Raw genomic sequence first — 20,310 nt, 5'->3', positions numbered from 1 at the left:
ATTTACCCAAAGGCTGAATATGGAGTTACATCAAGAGATTAAAACACTTGCTGCGCAATTAGGGGCTATTTTAACGGATAAATGCTTATGGATCACTACTGCTGAGTCATGTACTGGAGGTGGTGTAAGTTATGCACTAACAGACACCCCTGGAAGTTCTGCCTATCTTGACCGTGCTTTTGTCACTTATAGCAATCAAGCTAAACACGATTTACTGGACGTAAGTTTGCAAACATTATCTGACTTTGGTGCAGTAAGTGAGCAAGTAGTTAAGGAAATGGCTGAAGGAGCCTGTAGGGCTGCAAATGCTGATATTGCGATCGCCATTTCGGGGGTTGCTGGACCCGGTGGTGGTAGTGATGATAAACCTGTTGGTTTAGTCTGGTTTTGTATCAAAATTGCAGATAAACAGTATTCAAGTAAGCAAGTTTTTACTGGCGATAGAGCCAATGTTAGAGCGCAAGCTATTGTTTATGCAATAAAAAGTGTTATTGAGAAGATAAATTAATAAAATTAACTTGATACTGTGATTTCATACAGTATACTTGTCTGCATTAGCCGGATTTGGAGAACAAAATGAACGATAACAAACAAAAAGCGTTAGATGCCGCTTTATCACAAATTGAGCGTCAATTTGGTAAAGGCTCAATCATGAAATTGGGTGACAATAAGGCACTAGACATTGAAGCTGTATCTACAGGTTCATTAGGTATCGATATTGCTTTAGGCATAGGTGGTTTACCTATGGGTCGTATTGTTGAGGTGTATGGTCCTGAATCATCAGGTAAAACAACTTTAACACTACAAGTTATCGCTCAGGCGCAAAAAGAAGGCAAAACCTGTGCATTCGTAGATGCTGAGCACGCACTTGATCCTGTTTACGCGCAAAAATTGGGTGTTAACATTGATGACCTTTTAGTATCGCAACCAGATACGGGTGAGCAAGCGCTAGAAATTTGTGACATGCTAGTACGCTCAAGTGCCGTTGATGTTGTTATTGTCGATTCTGTTGCTGCATTAACACCAAAAGCTGAGATTGAAGGTGACATGGGCGATTCGCACATGGGCTTACAAGCACGCTTAATGTCTCAAGCATTACGTAAGCTAACAGGTAATATCAAACGCTCAAACACGTTATGTATTTTCATTAACCAAATACGTATGAAAATTGGTGTTATGTTTGGTAACCCTGAAACAACAACCGGTGGTAATGCACTTAAGTTCTACGCATCAGTGCGTTTAGATATTCGTCGTATTGGCTCTGTGAAAGAAGGCGATGAAGTTGTTGGTAACGAAACCCGCGTAAAAGTGGTTAAAAACAAAGTTGCGCCACCATTTAAGCAAGCTGAATTTATCATCATGTATGGTGAAGGTATTTCTAAACAGGGTGAGCTTATCGACTTAGGTGTTAAACACAAAATTGTTGAAAAAGCCGGTGCATGGTATAGCTACAATGGCAGCAAAGTGGGCCAAGGTAAGTCTAACTCAATTAAGTTCTTAAAAGAGAACCCTGAAATTGCAGATGAGATTGAAGGTAAACTGCGTGAAATGTTGCTTTTAAAAGCTGAAATTAAGCCTGAAGATGGCGAAGACGCAGGCTTAATCGCTGAAGACGAGTTATAAAATTGTAAGAGTAAGCGCGATTTGACCCGCACTTAACAAAAAAAAACCGCTAAACTTAACTGTTTAGCGGCTTTTTGTTTAAACGTTCTCAAACTAAGCGCGTGTAAGCTATATAGCGTTATAGCTGCCAGTTAACTGAGATTGAGTAGCTACGTGGCGCACCGTAGTAACCCTGTGCCCAATACAAGCTGTGAATGTACTTCTCGTTGGTTACGTTGTTGAGGTTAAATGAAACACCCACATTATCAGTAATATCATAAGTCGCCATCAGGTTTAAAATACCAAATGCATCTTGCTTAGTAACGGGTGTAACACCTTGTGAAGTAGCTGCTTGAATACGCTTAGTGTCATCTTGCCAACGATAGTTTAGACCCGCAGTTAAACCATCAACTTCAGGGACCTTGTAAGCAACAGCAAGTTTATATTGCGTTTCAGGGGTGTAATTTTTAACTAACTCATCACCCTCAATATTAATACTGCTATAGCTAAAGCTAGTACTCAGTGTTTCGCTAACTTTACCGCTTAACTCAACTTCAAAGCCGTCACTGTTTATACCTTCTGCACCATAATAGCGGGTATCGTCTGGTGCTGAGCCTGGGATCGCAACTGCTAGGCCAACTTGTTTCGCGTCAAAATAAGCGAGTGTAACAAATAAATCGTTATCTAAAAGCTGGGCTTTTAAGCCAATTTCACGGCTTTCGCCAGTGATTGGATCTAAGTAATCGCCAGTGGTGTCTCGTTCAGTTTGTGGAACAAAAGTTTCTGTATAGCTGGCGTAAGCTGAGAAGTTTTCATTGATATCATAAACAGTGCCAAAATATGGAATCGTTTGGTCACTGTCTTTGTCTTTGGCTACACCGTATGACTCACCTTCAGATTGCCAGTTAACTTGACTCACACCCGCTAATAAACTCAATGACTCTGTTGTACGTATACGTGTTGAAATATAGGCTGAACGCTGCCTGTTAGTGACATCAGCCCCTGTTAAACCATCGGTTAATGTAGGTACTGGTGCAATACCATCCCAACCACTAAGCTCTGGTATTGGTGGAAAGCCATTGCCGGTTGTGTTGTCGTAAAGCGATTTGTCATAGTTATCCATATCGGCTTGGTTTACACCAAATGATAGGTCATGTTCCATGCCAAATAAGTTAAATTTACCCGCAGCATAAAGATCAAAAATATCGTGCTTATCTTTGTGATCATACTCACTAGCATAGCCTGTTAAGCCAAGGCCTGTTTCGCGGTCAAGTGTACCAAATACGTAAAATAATTCAGAATCCTGCTCATTTACTAGATGCGCGTAACTTGCTTTTAAAAGCCAAGTATTGGCAATGCTTTGCTCGACAGATACAAACAATTGCTCTGTTGAATTATTCCAATATGACCAATCTGAAGCTGTGCTAGTTGAAGCATCAAAGTTGGTTGCTGTGCCGTCACTGTAGAAAAGAGGCAGCGCCCCCCAAAGTGGGCTGTCAGCGTCTTTTTGTTGATTTACATAGTTAACAGATAAAACAGTGCTGGCAGATAATTGACCTTCATAGGCTAAATAATAAATAGTTTTATCTTGCTCGTAGCGGTCTAAATAAGAGTCGGTTTTTTGTTTAGTAAAAGCAACACGTACCGCGTGGTCATCAGTAAGTGCTGTTGATGCATCAAGTTCTACACGTTTATTATTCCATGAGCCATACGATGCAGAGGCACTTACTTTTGTTTGATATGTTGGCTTTTTAAGTACCATATTTACAGTGGCAGAGGGGTTACCAGCGCCTGTCATTAAACCGTTAGCGCCACGAACGACTTCAACACTTTCAAAAATAGAGGTGTCTAAAGTTCCTTGAATTGCACCGCTATCTTGCGGTGTACCCATGCCATTGGTTTGAAAGTTAGTAATTTCAAAGCCGCGGGCTTTAAAGTAAGTACGGTCTGTTTCTATTTGTTCAACAGTTACGCCAGGTGTGGTTTCTAAAACCGCATTGATATCATCAAGTGAAAAATCATCCATCAATGCACGAGAAATGACAGAAATTGACTGCGGGGTTTCTTTAATTGTTAGGCCCAGCTTGGTAGCAGATTGCGCATCTTCCGTTATGTAGTTTTTATGGTGTTGCCCATATACCGCTATTTTTTCAAGAGATTTATCTGAATCATCAGTATTATTTTGAGTCGAGGCATGGGCTAACCCACCCAAGGCTACAGAGGTGAAAATGGCGAGTTTCGATAATTTTAAAAATTGCGGGGCAGACATATTACATTCCAGAAAGTTCAAATTAATGCGTAATTTAATCTAAATAATAATGGTTTGCAATTGTGTTTGAGCTTTTTTGTTTTATTTAACAAAATAAAAGCGACCATAGGTCGCTTTAGGAAAGAATAGATAAATTTAAAATGCGTACTTAACAGAAAACTGTAACCGCTTCATATCTCCATCGGTTCCGCTTTCTACTTCACGCTCTGCATGCTTGAATTCAGCCCCGAAGGTTAGTTTTTTAATCGGTGAATAAAGTAAGTTTGCGCTATAACTTTGGCTTGTTTTTGTTGGGTCGCCAGAAATAGTTAATAAATCTTCGTTATTATCAGCTGAAAAGAAAGAGTATAAGAAAGTTGAGCGCCACTGGCTGTTCCAGTGTTGTTGGTATGCAATAAAGCCAGAGGTAGAATCGATCGCATCTAGTTCATTATCACTATCCAGTACAGCACCATGTGCTGCATTTAAGCCAACATAACGGCCTAATCCTTGCCCCTGAGTTAGCATAAATTTAAGGTTGTTTTTACCCATGTTAACTTTACCTGATGCGCTAACACCAAACGAAGTTTCATCAGCATCAATACCATTTTGTTTATATGTTAATTGGCGTGCGAGGCCTGTAACTACAAATTGACCCCAATCAGCATTCATTGTGTAGCGTGCAGTAAAGTCAGGTAGAGAGGCATCATCAGTGGCAATTCGCGCACCACCTACATCTGTTATTGTGCTTTCTGGGTTTTCAATTGAGAATGAAAAATTACCTGACGTATATCGTGCTTGGGCTTGGCGCACAAACACAGTGCCTTCCGCCGGGCCTACAAAATCAAGGGTTTCAGGCAAAGCTCCCACATTTTGAAAGTTTGACCATGCTTGACCAAATAACCAGCCGTCATAGGTGATAAACGCTTGGCGAACACGAGGAGCGTATGAGTTACTGACTCGCTCATTGCCGCCTGGGGCTGAGGCAATAAAGTCGATTTCAATTTTCGTTTTTATTTCTTTGCCGTTATCAAGTTTGGTACCCGTACCAAAAAAGAAACGAGATTGACGGGCATGCATATCAAATACTGCATCACTGTCAACGCCAGAACCAACGGGGGTTGTGCCAGGTACATAAAAATCACGACCAATACTTCCACCGGCAGGTACGCCGTCTGAATAATCACTCCACATTGCATCAAGTTTGACATAACCACCGTAGTTTACATCGGTGCCACCAATCGATGCTGCTTGCGTCGTTGTACTAAGGGCGCATAAAACAGCGGTTGCAGTGAGTGATTTTATTAATGTTGCTTTTGTTGTCATGATTAATTTCCTATTCGATGCAGTTGTTATACTTTTAATGATGTCACTTTTGATGATGTACGCTTTTTACTCAATTACCTATTGGTCTATTAGACTAAGGTGGCACGCAGGTAGACTTGAAAAAACAGGGGAGTTAACCTTCATTACGGTGAATATCAATGCCATAGCTGCTATGTGCAGTGTGATGGCTAAATTATAAAAATAGTATTACAACTAAGGTCTAATACTTTCATTGACGCTGCTGGGTAATCCTTGGAGTAGGCCTTTGGCAAGTAATTAAAAATGGAGACGACTATGTCACAAAGTATCTATCCAGTTCCTGCAAATATCAAGAATGCAGCCTTAGTTGATAACGATAAATATAACACACTCTACAAGCAATCTATTGATGATCCTGAAGGTTTTTGGTCAGAACACGGCAAACGCCTTGATTGGTCTACTCCTTATACTAAGGTAAAAAATACCTCTTTTGATAAAGGTCATATCAGTATCAAGTGGTACGAAGATGGTGAGTTAAATGCTTCGTACAACTGTATCGACCGCCATCTTGCAACAAAAGCAGATAAAACAGCATTAATTTGGGAAGGCGATAACCCAGAACATTGCGAGCACATTAGCTATCAGAAACTGCATGATGAAGTGGCAAAGTTTGCAAACGGTCTTAAAAAATTAGGCGTTAAAAAGGGCGATCGTATAGCTATCTATATGCCAATGTCGCCACAAGCTGTTTATGCAATGCAAGCATGCGCCCGTTTAGGCGCTATTCACTCAGTTGTGTTTGGTGGCTTTTCGCCATCAGCAATTGCAGATCGTATCAAAGACTCTGGTGCTAAAATTGTAATTACGTCAGATGAAGGCCGCCGTGCAGGAAACACTGTCCCGTTAAAGGCAAATGTAGACGAAGCCGTTGCCCAAGAGTCTGTAACAACCATTGAACATGTTGTTGTGCATCAACTTACAGGCGGTGAAGTTGATTGGAACGAACACGATGTGTGGTGGCATGACTTGGTAGCTGATGTACCAGCACAGTGCGAACCTGAACCAATGAATGCAGAAGACCCATTGTTTATTCTCTATACGTCGGGGTCAACAGGCCAACCTAAAGGTGTAGTACACACAACTGGTGGCTATTTGGTTTATTCGTCAATGACCCATGAATACGTATTTGATTTAAAAGAAGACGATGTATTTTGGTGTAGTGCTGATGTAGGTTGGATCACAGGTCACAGTTACATTGCTTATGGCCCATTAGTTAATGGTTGTACACAAGTATTATTTGAAGGTGTGCCAACTTATCCAACTGCAGGTCGAATGGGTGAAGTGGTTGACAAGCATAGCGTAACTATTCTTTATACTGCGCCTACAGCAATTCGTGCATTGATGGCTAAAGGTGATGAGCCTACATCGACCTCTAAACGTGATAGTTTACGTGTTTTAGGTTCAGTCGGTGAGCCGATTAACCCAGAAGCATGGACATGGTATTACGAACAAATTGGTAATGAAAAGTGCCCAATCGTTGATACGTGGTGGCAAACTGAAACGGGTGGCATTATGATCACACCATTACCAGGCGCAACAGATATGAAACCGGGTTCAGCAACGCGTCCTTTCTTTGGTATTGCACCTGCATTATTTGATGCAGAAGGGAATACATTAGAAGGCGCAGTTGATGGTAACTTAGTTATCTTAGATAGCTGGCCTTCACAAGCTCGCACAGTTTATGGTGACCATGAACGTTTTGAACAAACTTACTTCTCAGCTTATCCGGGTGTGTATTTTACCGGCGATGGCTGTCGCCGTGATGAAGATGGTTATTATTGGATTACCGGCCGTGTAGATGACGTACTTAACGTATCAGGGCACCGGTTAGGTACCGCTGAAATAGAAAGTGCATTGGTTGCTCACGAAGCAGTAGCAGAAGCAGCTGTTGTTGGTTTCCCACATGATATTAAAGGTCAAGGCATTTATGTTTACATTACACCAAATGAGGGTGTAACAGTAAGTGATGAATTGACTAAAGAAGTACGTAACTGGGTGCGCAAAGAGCTTAGCCCAATTGCCTCACCAGATATGATTCAATGGTCACCGGGTTTACCTAAAACACGCTCAGGAAAGATTATGCGCCGTATTTTGCGCAAGATCGCAGCCAATGAGCACCAACAATTAGGTGATACCTCAACACTTGCTGATCCGAGTGTAGTTGATGAACTTATCGAGAATAGACTAAATCGTTAAATATGCGTTAAAAACTTGATTAGAAGTTGATTCTAAACGTAGTATATCGGCTGTCATCTAATTGATGACAGCCGAATTTATTAGGAGTGAACCATGAGTCAGTTTTTAATAGCGGACGACCACCCGTTATTTCGTGAAGCACTAAAAGGGGCATTAAGTACTAAGTTTGCTGATTTAGAAGTATTTGAATCAGAAGACTTTGATACCACATTGCAGGTGCTGAGCGAGCAAGAAGATTTAGACATCTTATTACTAGACCTACACATGCCAGGTAATGGCGATTTATACGGCCTAATTCGTATCCGAGAAGATTATCCAAGCCTGCCTATAGCGGTGGTGTCGGGTAGTGAAGATATAAATATTGTATCCAAGGTGATGAGCTATGGTGCAATGGGATTCATACCAAAGTCATCGTCGTCAGAGGATATTGCCGGCGCAATCAATCAAATTCTTGATGGTGATGTATGGTTACCGCTTGATCTTAAAGATAAAGTGGCAACGGTAGAAGGTGAAGATAAAGAAATTGCTGCACAAGTAGCATCGCTTACCCCGCAGCAATATAAAGTTTTGCAATATCTTCACGAAGGGTTACTCAATAAGCAAATTGCTTACGAGCTACATATTTCTGAGGCAACCGTAAAAGCTCATATTACTGCAATTTTTAGAAAGCTAGGCGTTTATAACCGTACTCAAGCTGTACTTATTGCAGCAAAATTACAACTAGAACCGATTGAGTCGGCGTCTTAACTTAAATAATAAAGAGGCAAATAGCCTCTTCATTTACTTTGCTAATTTAGCTAAACACCACGGTTTTATTACCATTTATAAACAGCTTATGCTCGGACGCTAATTGCAGTGCTTTGCAGAAAACTGTTTTTTCTACATCTTTACCCATTTTCGCCATTATTTCAGCAGTATTTGCATGGCTCACATGTGTTACGTCTTGCATAATAATGGGACCTTCATCGAGCTCGTTATTAACAAAATGCGCTGTTGCACCAATAATTTTTACACCACGTTCAAATGCTTGATGATAAGGTTTTGCGCCAATAAAGGCAGGTAAAAACGAGTGATGAATATTAATAATTTTACCGTCAAATCGTGCTACAAACTCAGGGCTTAATATCCGCATATATTTAGCCAAGCCAATAATATCAGGCTTGTAACTAGTAATTAAATCACCCACTTGTTGATCATGATCTAAACGGCTCAAGCCTTCATGGCTGACCACATGAAAAGGCACATTAAATCCCTTTGCCAGCGGTGCTAAATCAGGATAATTAGCAATTACAGCCAATACTTCAATGTTTAATGCCTGCTCAAATTGCTTGAGTAACACGCCTCCTAAACAATGCGCTTCTTTAGTGGCAAGCAACACCACTTTTGTTTTTTCATCGTTGTGTAAAGTAACCTTTGCCCCGTTAGGTAGAATACATTCAAGTTGCTCAATAAAGTCTTCGCTTGGCTGTCCGGTCAACTCTGTGCGCATAAAAAAGCGATTAGCGTCTTTGTCTACAAACTCATTATTGCGAGTAATATTTAAATTATGTTCGTGGCACAGCCCGGTGATTTTAGCAATTAAGCCCACATCATCTGCACATTGCGTTGTTAGTATCATGTTCATTAGTCCTCATTCCAATCCCGTGATAATCAACCCTATTATTTGCCAATTACATACTAATGCAAGGGCTTTGTTGAGTAATTGATTTTTACTCATGAGTCGTAGCAGCGACTTTACGTCGCGTAATTACACATCGAGTTTGAACGTAGCAGCGACTTTACGTCGCGTAATTACACATCGAGTTTGAACGTAGCAGCGACTTTACGTCGCGTAATTTCACATCGCGTTTAAACGTAGCAGCGACTTTATGTCGCGTAATTACACATCATGTTTGAACGTAGCAGCGACTTTACGTCGCGTAATTACACATCATGTTTGAACGTAGCAGCGACTTTACGTCGCGTAATTACATAATCGTGTTTTAACGTAGCAGCGACTTTAGGTCGCATAATTTCACATCGCGTTTATTTCACGTGGGGGAAAACCCGTAAGAGAAACGCGGGGTAAACCCTTTAAAAAACGAGACGTAAACCTGCTGCTACCAGAGAAATATTTTAAATTTATGAGAAAATTTTAAACAGAATACGTGCTGTGACTTTTAGCGTTTGTACCCTTAATTTATAAATGTTAAGACATTTAATAAAAAGGATGAAAAATTGAAAACAATTAAATCATTACTCGCAGCTTCAGTCTCGTTGGCCTTGATGACAGCATGTGGCTCGGATTTTATCGACTATCCAGATGAGCCAATTAACAACGCACCTATTATCACAGTCAGCGATGCTGAGGGCTTAGAGAAACAAACTATATCAATCAGTTCACAAGTTGAAGATGAAGGGACTGTCACTTATTTGTGGAGCCAAAATGCAGGTTTGCCTGTATCACTGCAGAACACAACAACAGATACTGTGAGCTTTGTTGCGCCAAGTGTTAGCGAAGATAAAAAAATATCCTTAAATTTGAAAGTGACAGACAGTGACGGCTTAGCAAGTGAAAAGAATTTAGTTGTAGATATCAAGCAGCAGCTGGTTAACTTATCTATAGAAGGTATAGCAACAGATTCGCCATTAATAGAAGCTGATATTAAAGCTGTAATTGGCGAGCAGGAGTTTACATCAAAAACAACAAGTGATGGTTATTATACACTTGATTTAGCCCTCGATGACGATGCTGACATGAGCCAGTTAGTCGTGCTTGAAGCTCAGGGCAAAGATGATCAACAAGCGGCCTTGTTGCAATCGAAATTAATGAGTTTTGCTAGCTTACTAAACAGAGCGGGTGATGATGGCATACTAACCTCAAACGAAGATTTTGCTGTTAATATTACTAATTTTACAACTGCCAAATCCGCGCTGTTAGCGCGACAAAATGCATATTCTGGTATTTCAACAGAACAAGATTTGATTCGCTTAATGAATGAATTAAATGCTGAAGAGCTCGTGCAATTTGCAACTGCGATAAAAGTAATTTTAGATCATTCTGAAGGAACGGCTGAGCTGGGATTACCTGATGGCGTTGAAAATGTTTTCGAGTTAGCTTTAGATTCTCAAAAGATGTCTAAATTTATCAATTTGATCAAACAAAGGGTTGAGTTTAAAGAATCAAGGGCAGAGATGCTCTTTGATGCTAATGTTGTTGATAAAACAGAAACGTCTTCTTTCAGTGCCTTTTATTTCAATAGAAACAATTTTAACTTTAAACCGATAATTGAACTGGATAACAATGGTACTGGTTATTATTCTGATGAATTAGGGCGGACTTCATTTCAATGGTCCCAAAATAATGGGTTATATACGTTAGAAAATACAGAAGGTATTATTAACAAAAGTACAGTAGAACTTGTCACAATAGGAGGGGAGCAAGTAAGGGTCGATGTTGAAAAAAGCACTTATAAAATTGAACTTGAAGTACTGTCTAGCGATGATAATAGTGCTCTAATAAACGTTAACCGTCACGTTAAAACTCATTACCCTAAAAATGAATTACCTGATGAAGAAAATAAAAATACCCTCACAACGTATGCATTTACTAGTAATAACCGGGTTGATTTCTCTTTGCATCAAACTGTGGACAAGTTAGCTCTTCCATTGCCTAATAACTTAAAAGAAGAAACTGGAATCTCTTTATTTTCAGCAACATTTGTTTTGGAACCTGATGGTTCAGGTTCGATAAAAGAGCTAAATAATAGCCCTATTCAGTGGCAAGAAGTTAATATTAGTGGTACGCAATCTCTATTCATTACACTTTCCGATTTTGACAATAAAGGGTATTTCTTTCATCAATTCGGGAATACTGGTGGTGTCTTTAACATCGCTGTTCAATCAGACTTTATGGATAAAAATTCGTCAGTTGGTATTGGCGGGGGAATAGAACCTAACGAAGAATTCAATGTAGAAATGGTACCAGGGATTTATAGTAATCCAGATTACTCAATAAATAAATTCTGGTTTGAATTATGGCCTGATGGGCGTCTTGTGGCAGTCAGTACGTATGATTATGATGAAAATGAGGAAATATCTAGTAATGAAGTAAGTATAACGAAAGGTAATTGGTTTGTAAGGGATGGAGAACTAACAATTATTCGCAATCGTGGAGGGGATAATTGTTTTTACATTGAATCGGATGCTGATTGTTGGGAGTATAATCGGTATGTTTGGAACCTTTTTGAACGAACTGGTTACTCAAGTTACCTTACTCAGAAATTAATATGGCGTGAAAGTTATGGTATTTCAGATCAAATTGGCATTCGTAAGTTTACACGTTTTAATGAAAGACTAAGTGCACTTCCTGATAATGTCTTGCAAGAAATAGGTGAGATGGCATTCGTACATTTAACAGGATTAATAGCTCCATCCCAATACATTAATAAAGTACTATATGTTGCTAGTCACGATGATTGGGCAGAGCAATTTACAGGGACAATTTTACTAAACGATGACAAACAGTTTAGCCAAACACTATTTGATGAAGTATTAGGTGGCGATTACCAAAGTTTTGCTGATGGGCAAGTTATTCTTAAAACACAAGACCGCATTCAAACTCACAATTATGGTTTTTTAATCGAATCAAACAATGTAGTCATTGGCGCTTATAACGGCTTACCTTGGCCTCATTTTTATGAAGAAGCGAATGCCAAAGAGTACATAAGTAAAGTAGCATCTAGTACACCAGTAAGCACGGTAGAACACTTATTAAACCGTGAGATATTTATGGTTGATAGGGATCGTGATGGTAAATGGGTCGTCAGTTATTTAAAGTTTGATGCAGACAAAATCACTTTCTTCAGTGATGAAAACTTTGCTAATTCAGAAGGCGAGCAAACATATAATACGGATGATACCGGTATGATCAGCTTTCCTGACGATCAAAATACATTATACCTTTCTTTAGTTACCGATGGTTTTAATATCATAGTGACTAACGATGCTGAGCGAGGTGATAAAGATTTTAACTACTTCTTATTTGATCACCAAAAAGCACAAAACTTTGTTGATAACATAAACTCCCTTAGAGCAAGCGCACTGCGCTAAGCCCATCTTATAGACCTTTTGTTTTAACAAAAATAAAGCGCGGTAATTTTTATCGCGCTTTTTTATTATCAGAGCTTTCGTAGCAGCGATTTTACATCGCGTTTGTTTCACATCGAGTTTGAACGTAGCAGCGGGTTTACCCCGCGTCGGATAAATAACGCGTTTATTTTACGGCGCGGGACAAACCCTTTAAATAACGGGGATAACCCCTTTAAAAAAACGCGACGTAAAGTCGCTGCTACGTTTCGGGTAAACATCGCGGGGGCAACCTTTAAATGATTGCGCGGGGTAAAGCCTTAAGCGATTACGCGGCATAAAGCCGCTGCTACGGGAGGTAAATGCAATCCCAATAGGGGTAATTGGCGACGGTTGTTACTAATTTTGCTCTTAATGGGTTTGCAATTATATAACGGGCTTGGCTTATTAAATCTTTTTCATCACGGATTAAGTGGTCGTAGTAGCCTTTTTGCCAAAGTTTGTGGATACCAAATTTGCGGCAGGTGGTTGCTGTTCGACCTTTGAATGTTCGAATAGCGCTTGCAAGAGTGGTATTTTCAAGTAATTGAAATTGCCAGTGAAGGTGATCTGGCATGAGCACGAAGGCAATTGATTTTATAAGTTGTTGCTGCTGAAGTTGTTGCATATGTTTGATGATTTGCCGATTTGTAGCAAACCCGGTAAAGAACGGCTGGCGTTGATGGGCAACAATGGTGATGCTGTAAAAATGATTGGTTAAAGACACCCTGCCTTTTCTTAATTTATACACATTATTCATTCACAATCCTTGTGGGTAAAATATAAGCGTAGCAGCGGGTTTACCCCGCGTAAATGCACCCCGCGTCATTTATCTTAAAACGAGAGGTAAACCCTTTAAAAGAACGCGACGTAAAGTCGCTGCTACGGGTTTATATATGCAAAGCTCTGGGCGTTAACTTAGGTTTGTAATTTTATTTGGGTTGAAATATTTCTCCAGTAACAATTCAAACAAAAAATACGTAAGGCTTAGTCTTATTGCTTTTATCTTTCAACTTTGAATAGGCAGCACTTTGATTGAATGCGTTTTGGCTTTAAAGTACATTTAAAGTGGCAGTTATCAGTGCAATTGAGTAAGTATTATCTCAAATAATAAAAACAAAGATGTAAGGATTACAATGCAGTTCGATTCACCACTTTCGCTGTTTCAGCATTTGTTAGTAATGAATGAAGATGATATGGAGGTCAGCCTTACTACCTTTATTAGTGAAGAGCATCCGTTTTACTCTGAGGTCATTGCTTTGATTTCAGCTCATTTAGCGAATAAAGAAAACACACTTTTTAGTCATTTAATCAGCCAACAAGCTGAAGAGCTCGTTGATGATAAGGGCATTCAAGACTTAGAAAACACTCAAATAGGGGTGTATAAGTTAACAAAAAAATTAGGCCAAGGCGGTATGGGGGTTGTTTATCTCGGGGAAAGAAATGATAAGCAGCTAAAACAGCAAGTAGCCATTAAACTTATTTTCCCGTCTATGGCTGCCATCACGCAAGGAAATTTACTGCTTAAAGAAGCCCAGTATCTTGCAAATGTGGTGCACAATAATATTGCTAGGGTATATACCGTTGATGTCACAAAAGACGCTATCCCTTACATGGTGATGGAGTATATTGATGGAATACCGATAGATGTGTTTTGCAATAATGGATCCTTAACATTAACCCAACGACTAACATTATTTAAAAAAGTGTGTTCAGCTATTTATGAAGCTCATAAAAATTTTGTTATTCATGCCGATTTAAAGCCTTCAAATATTTTGGTTGATAAATATGGTGAGCCTAAAGTGTTGGATTTCGGCATAGCACAAACGTATGGCAATATGGATACTGACCAAAAAACACATTCAGCGGCCAGTATTGACTATGCAAGCCCTGAGCAACTTGAAGGTAAAAAACTTTCTGTTAGCAGTGATATATATTCGGCTGGGAAAGTATTAAAGCGTTTAATAAAAGGGGCACCAAAAAGTAATCATATTGTAAAACGCTGGGTTGATGAATGTATTAAAAAATGTACTGAGCATGACGCTAAAAGTCGTGTTGAAGGCTTTGAACAGCTTATTGTTGGGATCAATAAAATATTAAGCTTTAACAGACCGAGTTGGTGTGAGCCTAAATTGTTTGAAAGTGTTGTTACGTACACGCGCAGAAATTACATATTCACAAGCTCTGTGGTTTTGTTGAGTTTAGTGGTGGCTATTTTTACTTACTCGCTCGCATTAAAAAACCAAAAATTATCAGAACAAAATGAGACGAATAAACATGTCATTAGCTTCCTTTCCAGTTTATTTAATAAAAATACACAGCAAAGTGACGAATTTTCCGTGTTTGATTTATTGTCAAAAAACCAAAATGCTAAAAATGCGTACTCACAGCAAGTAAATACGCATAATGCGCAGTCACCCTTTGCCTTTTTACTTTTTGGTAATCATAGTGCTGAAATTAATGAAGAAATTAAAGTACAGGTTATTAATACACAGAAATTACCCCCGGATAGTAAAATTGCTATAGAGGGAGAAGGGGAGATCTCTGTCGAAGGGGAGTACAGGCATAGATTTAATAAAATAGGAGTTTATCCAGTAAAAATTAACATTGAATCAGGGAGTGTAAATCATAATTTAACCCTTCATTTTATTATTCGAGATGGCAAAAATATACCATTTAGGTTTGTTGATGTTGCCAAGAGTGAGCAAGGTTATGATGATATCCATTATCTGGCATTAAAAGGGGTATTAATTGGGCGCCCTGGGGTTCAATCATCACAAAGGTTGTTTGAGCCGGATCAATATGTAAAAAAAGCTGAAGCATTAAAAATTATAATGCTGGCAGCTTACTCTAGAAATATCATTTCATTAACACCGCCTGATAAAGTGTATACCAATTTAATTTTGGTTAACGAGCGCGGTGGGATTGAAGATTATTCGTGGGCTTCTGTATTTTTAAGTAAAATAGAAGAATTGAACTTGCTAGGTTCAGTTGATGAAATTAATCCAAAAGAGTTAACAAAACGAATATGGTTATCTGAATTTATTGTAAAGTTATTACAGCTATTTGATCCCACTAAGTTAAATGACTTTCCAACAGCGTTTACGGATTTGGGTAACTTTAATAATGAAAAAGATATAAACATTGCGACTATAATTAAATTCTACCAATTACTGGACACTAAGGGAGGAGCATTCTTCCCAGAAACGCCAATGACCAGACGTGAGGTTGCAGGGGTTGCGGCAAAGATATTAAGGCTGCCGTTAATTAATAGTCCGCTCTCTACTAACGCTTCAACGCTAACTGCTGATAATTTACAAGTAATGAAAGAAGCGTTGATATCTCAAAGAAAGGCAGATGAACGCAATGAGGATTGCTGCAAATAATGTTTCTAGTAAAAATATAAAGTGCAGCAATGTAAGTGTTATTCATGATTTTTAGATGATGAGCAGGTATAAATGCGAATACTATTAATTTTACTGGTTGAATATTATTGATCGATCTTCAGTCTCAAAAACGCTTTTGCAGCATCAAGCTCACGGTATACGGTTGCCAATGATATTTTAAATTGTTGAGCGAGTTCATTGGTATCAATCCCTAAAAAGTAATGCATTGAAAATATTTGTGCTTTTTGCGGATGGTTTTTTTCTAATTGATTTAATGCGCTATCTAAGGCTAAAAAATCTTCTTGGTGCTTTAACAAGTCAATATTTTGTCTTGGTTCATTGTCGTTGGGTGTTCGCTTTTTTGACTGAAATTTACGAATTTCATCACGTAGCATATTACGGATAAAAACACTCAAATAAGCATTAAACTGGGTTTCATGTACGATTGTTTTTTGTGGGGGTATAAGCTCAAGCAACGATTGGTGTAGTAAAGAACCTGTATGCGGTAAATGTTGAATTACATACGTGGAGTCAATCTCGTCACGGTAACTTTGTAAATGCTCATGACACACTTTTTTTAAGTGGTAATAAAGCCGTGCTTTTAGTTCGTCGCTACTTTTTGAACAGCCTGCTTGCCAGCCATTAATTAGCTCTTCTAAGGGTGTACCCATCCTTACCTCCAAAATTGCACTTCCAATACGGTACAGCTATAAGTTTTTGATAACAAGTGTTAATCATATGTTTTTTGCTTTACATGAATATTTTGAGATCTCACGTTATAGGCACGTTTTTAAAGAAGGTAGAATAATAAAATGTGCATGCTGTATGTTATATTTTTCATCCGTTAGATGAGCTTGTTGAGTATAAGTTTAGTATTTTTGATCTATGTTATTAGTGGCTTTTATTTTATTTGTTTATAATTACAGTTGTTTACGATATAAAGAAGGGCATTAAACGCAATCAGGGATTGAATAATGGATGATGTGTTAGTTCTGATCGTCATACTGTCGTTAGTAGTGATTTTCGGCGCAATTGCAGGGTTAATTGCTTTAACAAAAGTGAGCGCGTTACAGCATGATGTTACGGCTCTGAAAAAACAGTTGCATGAGATAATCAATAAATCGACCAATCAGCCTGCGCAAATAGTTAAAAACTATCTCGCTGAACAGCAAATTGATGGCTCGAAAGAAGCTGAAAATCAACCCGAATCGCCTCTGCATCAGCAAAGGGGTTCTATTGATACCACTCAGTCAAAGCACCCAGCTGCAACTCATTCACCCACCAAAGAACGTGCTCCATCGCTTGTTGTTACTTTTATTAATAAATTTAAGGCGCAATTTCAAGACAACTGGATGACGTGGATTGGCGGTATTGCGTTAGCATTTGGTGGTATATTTTTAGCAAAATATAGCTTAGATGCTGGCTTATTATCTCCTAGCCTCAGGCTTACCCTTGGCGGATTGTTTGGCATTTCGCTGATTACGGTTGCAGAGTATTTACACCGTAAAGGCATTGTTTTTGAAGAATTCAATAATTATATTCCTGCAGCTTTGGCGGGTGGTGGTTTTATTAGCTGCTTTGCATTGACGCTGCTCGCTTATTCAAGCTACAGCATGTTAAGTCCTACCACTGCCTTTGTGTTGTTGGCGGTTATTGCGCTGACTGCAAGTTCAATGGCACTGCGTTTAGGGCCACTACTCGCTGTATTAGGTATTGTAGGGGCTTACAGCGTGCCTTTGTGGGTTAACACCGGAAGCGGTAATTTAGTCGCACTATTGACCTATATTGGTTTCGTCACTCTTTCAGCTGTGCTGGTAGCGCAAAAAGTAAAACGTAATTGGTTATGGTATTTACTCTGGGCGGGTCACATTGGCTGGTATTGGGTGGCATTAAGTGTTGTTAAGTCAACCGAGTATTGGCTTGTTGGTAGTTTTGCGCTGCTATCGATTATTGGTTTAATCGCGATGATGCGTTTAGGTATTACTTTGCGTTTGCTGGAATACCGCCCACATAGTTTAAAGCGTTTATTAAGATTACAGCCGGATCACCCATTATTGTTAGCGATTGTAGTGCCGTTATTAATCACAATAGTAATCTCTATTGCGAGTGTGCAATGGCAAATTGTGATGGTGAGTTTAATCGTCATGTTGCTATTTTTGGTGCTACAAAATAGCCGTTGGGACCTATGGCAAGGTTTAGCACTGCTAATTGCTGTGTTACTGGTTGTCAGTCAGCAAACGTATAATATTGATACTAATAACGACCACTTATTTATATTTAAAAATATGTATGGGCTTGGTTTATTACTCGGTATAGGTTTTTGTTGTTACGGGCTGTATTTTGGCGCACGTTATTATAAACGGTTAAGTTTTCACTTAGTTGCCGCATTTAGTATGTTTACTTTGGTCGCGACGCTTTACACCGTAACCCCTGAGCATGAGCTCGCCGTAGCGTATTCTTTGTGGACAGTACTATTACTATTTGGCAGTGGTGTATTGATCAAGCGTGCGCAAAATGCCCATACCCAATGGCAGCAGTTTAGTTATTGGATTGGTGCAAATGCCAATGTCACCTTGTGTTTAACCATGTTATTAGCTGATAGCGGCCTCACGCTTGCGCTTGCAATTCAAGTGTTAGTTATAAGTTTTCTTGTTAAACGCCATAAAGTACCTATGCCACATTGGCCTATTAAAGCCTTAGTGGCTGGCGTTTTAGCCCGTTTAACATTTGCACCGTGGATATACGATACAGATTTAACCTTTTTAACGATGCATTGGAGTGTGGTTGTTTACCCTTTGAGTGTAGGTTTATTTTGGTTTGCAGCAAAGCAATGGCAGAAAACGCAAATGAAAATCTGGCTCGAAGGTGCTTCATTACATTGTCTGGCTTTATTCATAACGACAGAAACAAGCTACCAATTAGTTGGGCACTATCCTCAATTTGGTTCCCTGAGCTTTTATGAGCAAGTTTTATTAAGCTGTAATTGGCTTGCATTAAGCTGTGTTTATTTGTATCGCGCGCAAAGTGCTGGGCAGCTAGGCAAGCTTTACAGGGTTGCAGGGTTAATCTTGTCGGCATTAGCTGGTTTATTGTTAGCAAGCACAATGTTTGATAACAACCCATTACTAACATCATTATATATAGGTGAAACTCCGGTGTTTAACTGGGTGTTGATGATGTGGTTGGTGCCAAGTGCTTTAGCGCTGTGGTTAGCTAACCTAGTAAAGCCAGTTAATACCCAACTTAGTAAAATAATATTGGTAGTAGCGGGCGTTTTAGCTGCATTAGCAATAAATGCACTCATCCGTCAGTATTGGCAAGGCGCATATATTCACCTAGATAGAAAAACCAGTGATGCGGAGCTCTATAGTTATTCGATTATTTGGCTTTTGCTCGGCGCGCTGGTGGTTATTTCAGGGCATTTAAAACAACAACTGCTGTTACAAAAAGTTGGGTTAGGTATTCTTGGCGCAGTAATCGTTAAAGTGTTTTTGATTGATATGGCAAGCCTGACTGGTTTACTAAAAGCGATATCGTTTATTGGCTTAGGTTTATCGCTGGTAGGCTTGAGTTGGCTATTCCAAAAGCTTAGTAGTAAGACTAAACACACAGATGTGCTTGGGTAAATTACTAGGCTGTATTAAACTAGTAAAAAAATAATCGAGGCTGTTATGTTAATTTTAACACCATTTGGTAAAGCACTTTCGTCATTAGAGCTGGCGCTGCAGCAACCTAAAAATGAGTTTATTCGAGATAGTGTAATTCAGCGATTTGAATATAGCTATGAGCTTGCTTGGAAGATGCTTCGTCGTTACTTGGTTGAAGATATGGGCGCTGAAACACTTGCGCCACTAAGTCGTAAAGATTTATTTAGGTTAGCCGCAGATAAGCAACTAATAAATGACCCTCTTCCTTGGTTTGAATATCATGTTGCGCGAAACACAACCTCTCATACCTATGATGAAGCAGTTGCTGAGAAGGTGTATCAAGCCGCAAAAGCTTTTTTTATTGATGCCAGTCATTTGCTAGCAGAGCTTGAGCGAAGAAATGCAAATTGAGCCTCAACATTTAAAAATCATAGAAGATTGTTTAAAAAAGCAAAACTTAAGTGATATAGGGATAGATGTATATGTATTTGGCTCTCGAGCTAAAAGTACAGCTAGAACTTATTCTGATCTAGATTTGGCCTTAAAAGCTAAAAATAAAGTAATTGAACACAGCGTTATTTTTAACCTTAAAAGTGCTTTTAGTGAATCAAATTTACCCTACCTAGTTGATGTAATAGATCTCAACGCTATAAAACCTGATTTTTATAATGCGATTAGTGATGATCTTATCCCTCTTAAATATTCATAGATAAAGTGCAAGGCGTTTAATTAAACGCCTTAGGTTAATTTGAAAAAAGAG

At 39.1% G+C, this 20,310-nt stretch carries 14 protein-coding genes; 9 read left to right on the top strand and 5 right to left on the bottom strand.

Annotation, left to right across the window (positions count from 1 at the left end):
• Positions 1-19: 19 nt before the first annotated feature.
• Both ACHUE3_RS10790 and recA read left to right on the top strand, forming a co-directional pair.
• Positions 20-508: a CinA family protein gene (locus ACHUE3_RS10790; protein WP_394192417.1), complete on the top strand. Its 489-nt coding sequence runs from the start codon at positions 20-22 to the stop codon at positions 506-508.
• A 68-nt stretch (positions 509-576) separates the two neighbouring features.
• Positions 577-1,623, top strand: coding sequence for a recombinase RecA (gene recA / locus ACHUE3_RS10785; RefSeq protein ID WP_394192416.1), 1,047 nt, complete (start codon positions 577-579; stop codon positions 1,621-1,623).
• 118 nt (positions 1,624-1,741) lie between these two features.
• Here the strand turns inward: recA and ACHUE3_RS10780 are convergent, their stop codons facing one another.
• Both ACHUE3_RS10780 and ACHUE3_RS10775 read right to left on the bottom strand, forming a co-directional pair.
• A complete protein-coding gene (locus tag ACHUE3_RS10780) occupies positions 1,742-3,871 on the bottom strand; it encodes a TonB-dependent siderophore receptor (RefSeq protein ID WP_394192415.1) in 2,130 nt (709 codons plus the stop codon).
• 135 nt (positions 3,872-4,006) lie between these two features.
• A complete protein-coding gene (locus ACHUE3_RS10775) occupies positions 4,007-5,176 on the bottom strand; it encodes a DcaP family trimeric outer membrane transporter (RefSeq protein WP_394192414.1) in 1,170 nt (389 codons plus the stop codon).
• Between the two features lie 294 nt (positions 5,177-5,470).
• On the opposite strand from ACHUE3_RS10775, the gene acs reads away from it, so the two are divergent.
• Positions 5,471-7,411: an acetate--CoA ligase gene (acs, locus tag ACHUE3_RS10770; RefSeq protein WP_394192413.1), complete on the top strand. Its 1,941-nt coding sequence runs from the start codon at positions 5,471-5,473 to the stop codon at positions 7,409-7,411.
• 93 nt (positions 7,412-7,504) lie between these two features.
• Positions 7,505-8,158, top strand: a complete 654-nt coding sequence (locus ACHUE3_RS10765) for a response regulator transcription factor (protein WP_394192412.1) — start codon at positions 7,505-7,507, stop codon at positions 8,156-8,158.
• Positions 8,159-8,204: 46 nt separating this feature from the next.
• Here ACHUE3_RS10765 and purU read toward each other — a convergent pair whose 3' ends face one another.
• The gene (gene purU / locus ACHUE3_RS10760) at positions 8,205-9,035 is read right to left on the bottom strand and encodes a formyltetrahydrofolate deformylase (protein ID WP_394192411.1); all 831 of its coding nucleotides are present in this window, start codon (positions 9,033-9,035) and stop codon (positions 8,205-8,207) included.
• Positions 9,036-9,628: 593 nt separating this feature from the next.
• Between purU and ACHUE3_RS10755 the strand changes: the two genes are divergently transcribed.
• Entirely contained in the window at positions 9,629-12,502 is a 2,874-nt protein-coding gene (locus ACHUE3_RS10755) for a hypothetical protein (RefSeq protein ID WP_394192410.1), read from the top strand.
• 325 nt (positions 12,503-12,827) lie between these two features.
• Here ACHUE3_RS10755 and ACHUE3_RS10750 read toward each other — a convergent pair whose 3' ends face one another.
• Complete coding sequence (locus ACHUE3_RS10750; protein WP_394192409.1) at positions 12,828-13,277, bottom strand: REP-associated tyrosine transposase; 450 nt, start codon at positions 13,275-13,277, stop codon at positions 12,828-12,830.
• Between the two features lie 376 nt (positions 13,278-13,653).
• Here ACHUE3_RS10750 and ACHUE3_RS10745 point away from each other — a divergent pair, with 376 nt between their 5' ends.
• Positions 13,654-15,903 carry a serine/threonine protein kinase gene (locus tag ACHUE3_RS10745; protein WP_394192408.1) on the top strand — a complete coding sequence of 750 codons (2,250 nt, stop codon included), beginning with the start codon at positions 13,654-13,656 and terminating at the stop codon, positions 15,901-15,903.
• A gap of 104 nt (positions 15,904-16,007) precedes the next feature.
• On the opposite strand, the gene ACHUE3_RS10740 is transcribed toward ACHUE3_RS10745, so the two are convergent.
• Entirely contained in the window at positions 16,008-16,574 is a 567-nt protein-coding gene (locus tag ACHUE3_RS10740; RefSeq protein WP_394192407.1) for an RNA polymerase sigma factor, read from the bottom strand.
• Between the two features lie 303 nt (positions 16,575-16,877).
• Here ACHUE3_RS10740 and ACHUE3_RS10735 point away from each other — a divergent pair, with 303 nt between their 5' ends.
• Genes ACHUE3_RS10735 through ACHUE3_RS10725 form a run of 3 tightly spaced genes read left to right on the top strand, consistent with a single transcriptional unit; the run spans position 16,878 to position 20,259 of the window.
• A complete protein-coding gene (locus tag ACHUE3_RS10735) occupies positions 16,878-19,529 on the top strand; it encodes a DUF2339 domain-containing protein (RefSeq protein WP_394192406.1) in 2,652 nt (883 codons plus the stop codon).
• Between the two features lie 45 nt (positions 19,530-19,574).
• Positions 19,575-19,961: a nucleotidyltransferase substrate binding protein gene (locus tag ACHUE3_RS10730; protein WP_394192405.1), complete on the top strand. Its 387-nt coding sequence runs from the start codon at positions 19,575-19,577 to the stop codon at positions 19,959-19,961.
• Positions 19,951-20,259, top strand: a complete 309-nt coding sequence (locus tag ACHUE3_RS10725; protein WP_394192404.1) for a nucleotidyltransferase family protein — start codon at positions 19,951-19,953, stop codon at positions 20,257-20,259. The genes ACHUE3_RS10730 and ACHUE3_RS10725 overlap by 11 nt, the downstream gene beginning before the upstream one ends.
• Positions 20,260-20,310 lie beyond the last annotated feature (51 nt).

The organism is Pseudoalteromonas atlantica (assembly GCF_043641955.1).
Taxonomy (GTDB): domain Bacteria; phylum Pseudomonadota; class Gammaproteobacteria; order Enterobacterales; family Alteromonadaceae; genus Pseudoalteromonas; species Pseudoalteromonas atlantica_A.
Note: the sequence above shows the minus strand (reverse complement) of the source record. Positions and strands in the feature narration are given on the sequence as shown.

Bases quoted from the DNA above. Each gene is read 5' to 3' on its own strand.
- ACHUE3_RS10790 (WP_394192417.1), top strand. From the start codon at position 20: ATGGAGTTACATCAAGAGATTAAAACACTTGCTGCGCAATTAGGGGCT.
- recA (WP_394192416.1), top strand. From the start codon at position 577: ATGAACGATAACAAACAAAAAGCGTTAGATGCCGCTTTATCACAAATT.
- ACHUE3_RS10780 (WP_394192415.1), bottom strand. From the start codon at position 3,871: ATGTCTGCCCCGCAATTTTTAAAATTATCGAAACTCGCCATTTTCACC.
- ACHUE3_RS10775 (WP_394192414.1), bottom strand. From the start codon at position 5,176: ATGACAACAAAAGCAACATTAATAAAATCACTCACTGCAACCGCTGTT.
- acs (WP_394192413.1), top strand. From the start codon at position 5,471: ATGTCACAAAGTATCTATCCAGTTCCTGCAAATATCAAGAATGCAGCC.
- ACHUE3_RS10765 (WP_394192412.1), top strand. From the start codon at position 7,505: ATGAGTCAGTTTTTAATAGCGGACGACCACCCGTTATTTCGTGAAGCA.
- purU (WP_394192411.1), bottom strand. From the start codon at position 9,035: ATGAACATGATACTAACAACGCAATGTGCAGATGATGTGGGCTTAATT.
- ACHUE3_RS10750 (WP_394192409.1), bottom strand. From the start codon at position 13,277: ATGAATAATGTGTATAAATTAAGAAAAGGCAGGGTGTCTTTAACCAAT.
- ACHUE3_RS10745 (WP_394192408.1), top strand. From the start codon at position 13,654: ATGCAGTTCGATTCACCACTTTCGCTGTTTCAGCATTTGTTAGTAATG.
- ACHUE3_RS10740 (WP_394192407.1), bottom strand. From the start codon at position 16,574: ATGGGTACACCCTTAGAAGAGCTAATTAATGGCTGGCAAGCAGGCTGT.
- ACHUE3_RS10735 (WP_394192406.1), top strand. From the start codon at position 16,878: ATGGATGATGTGTTAGTTCTGATCGTCATACTGTCGTTAGTAGTGATT.
- ACHUE3_RS10730 (WP_394192405.1), top strand. From the start codon at position 19,575: ATGTTAATTTTAACACCATTTGGTAAAGCACTTTCGTCATTAGAGCTG.
- ACHUE3_RS10725 (WP_394192404.1), top strand. From the start codon at position 19,951: ATGCAAATTGAGCCTCAACATTTAAAAATCATAGAAGATTGTTTAAAA.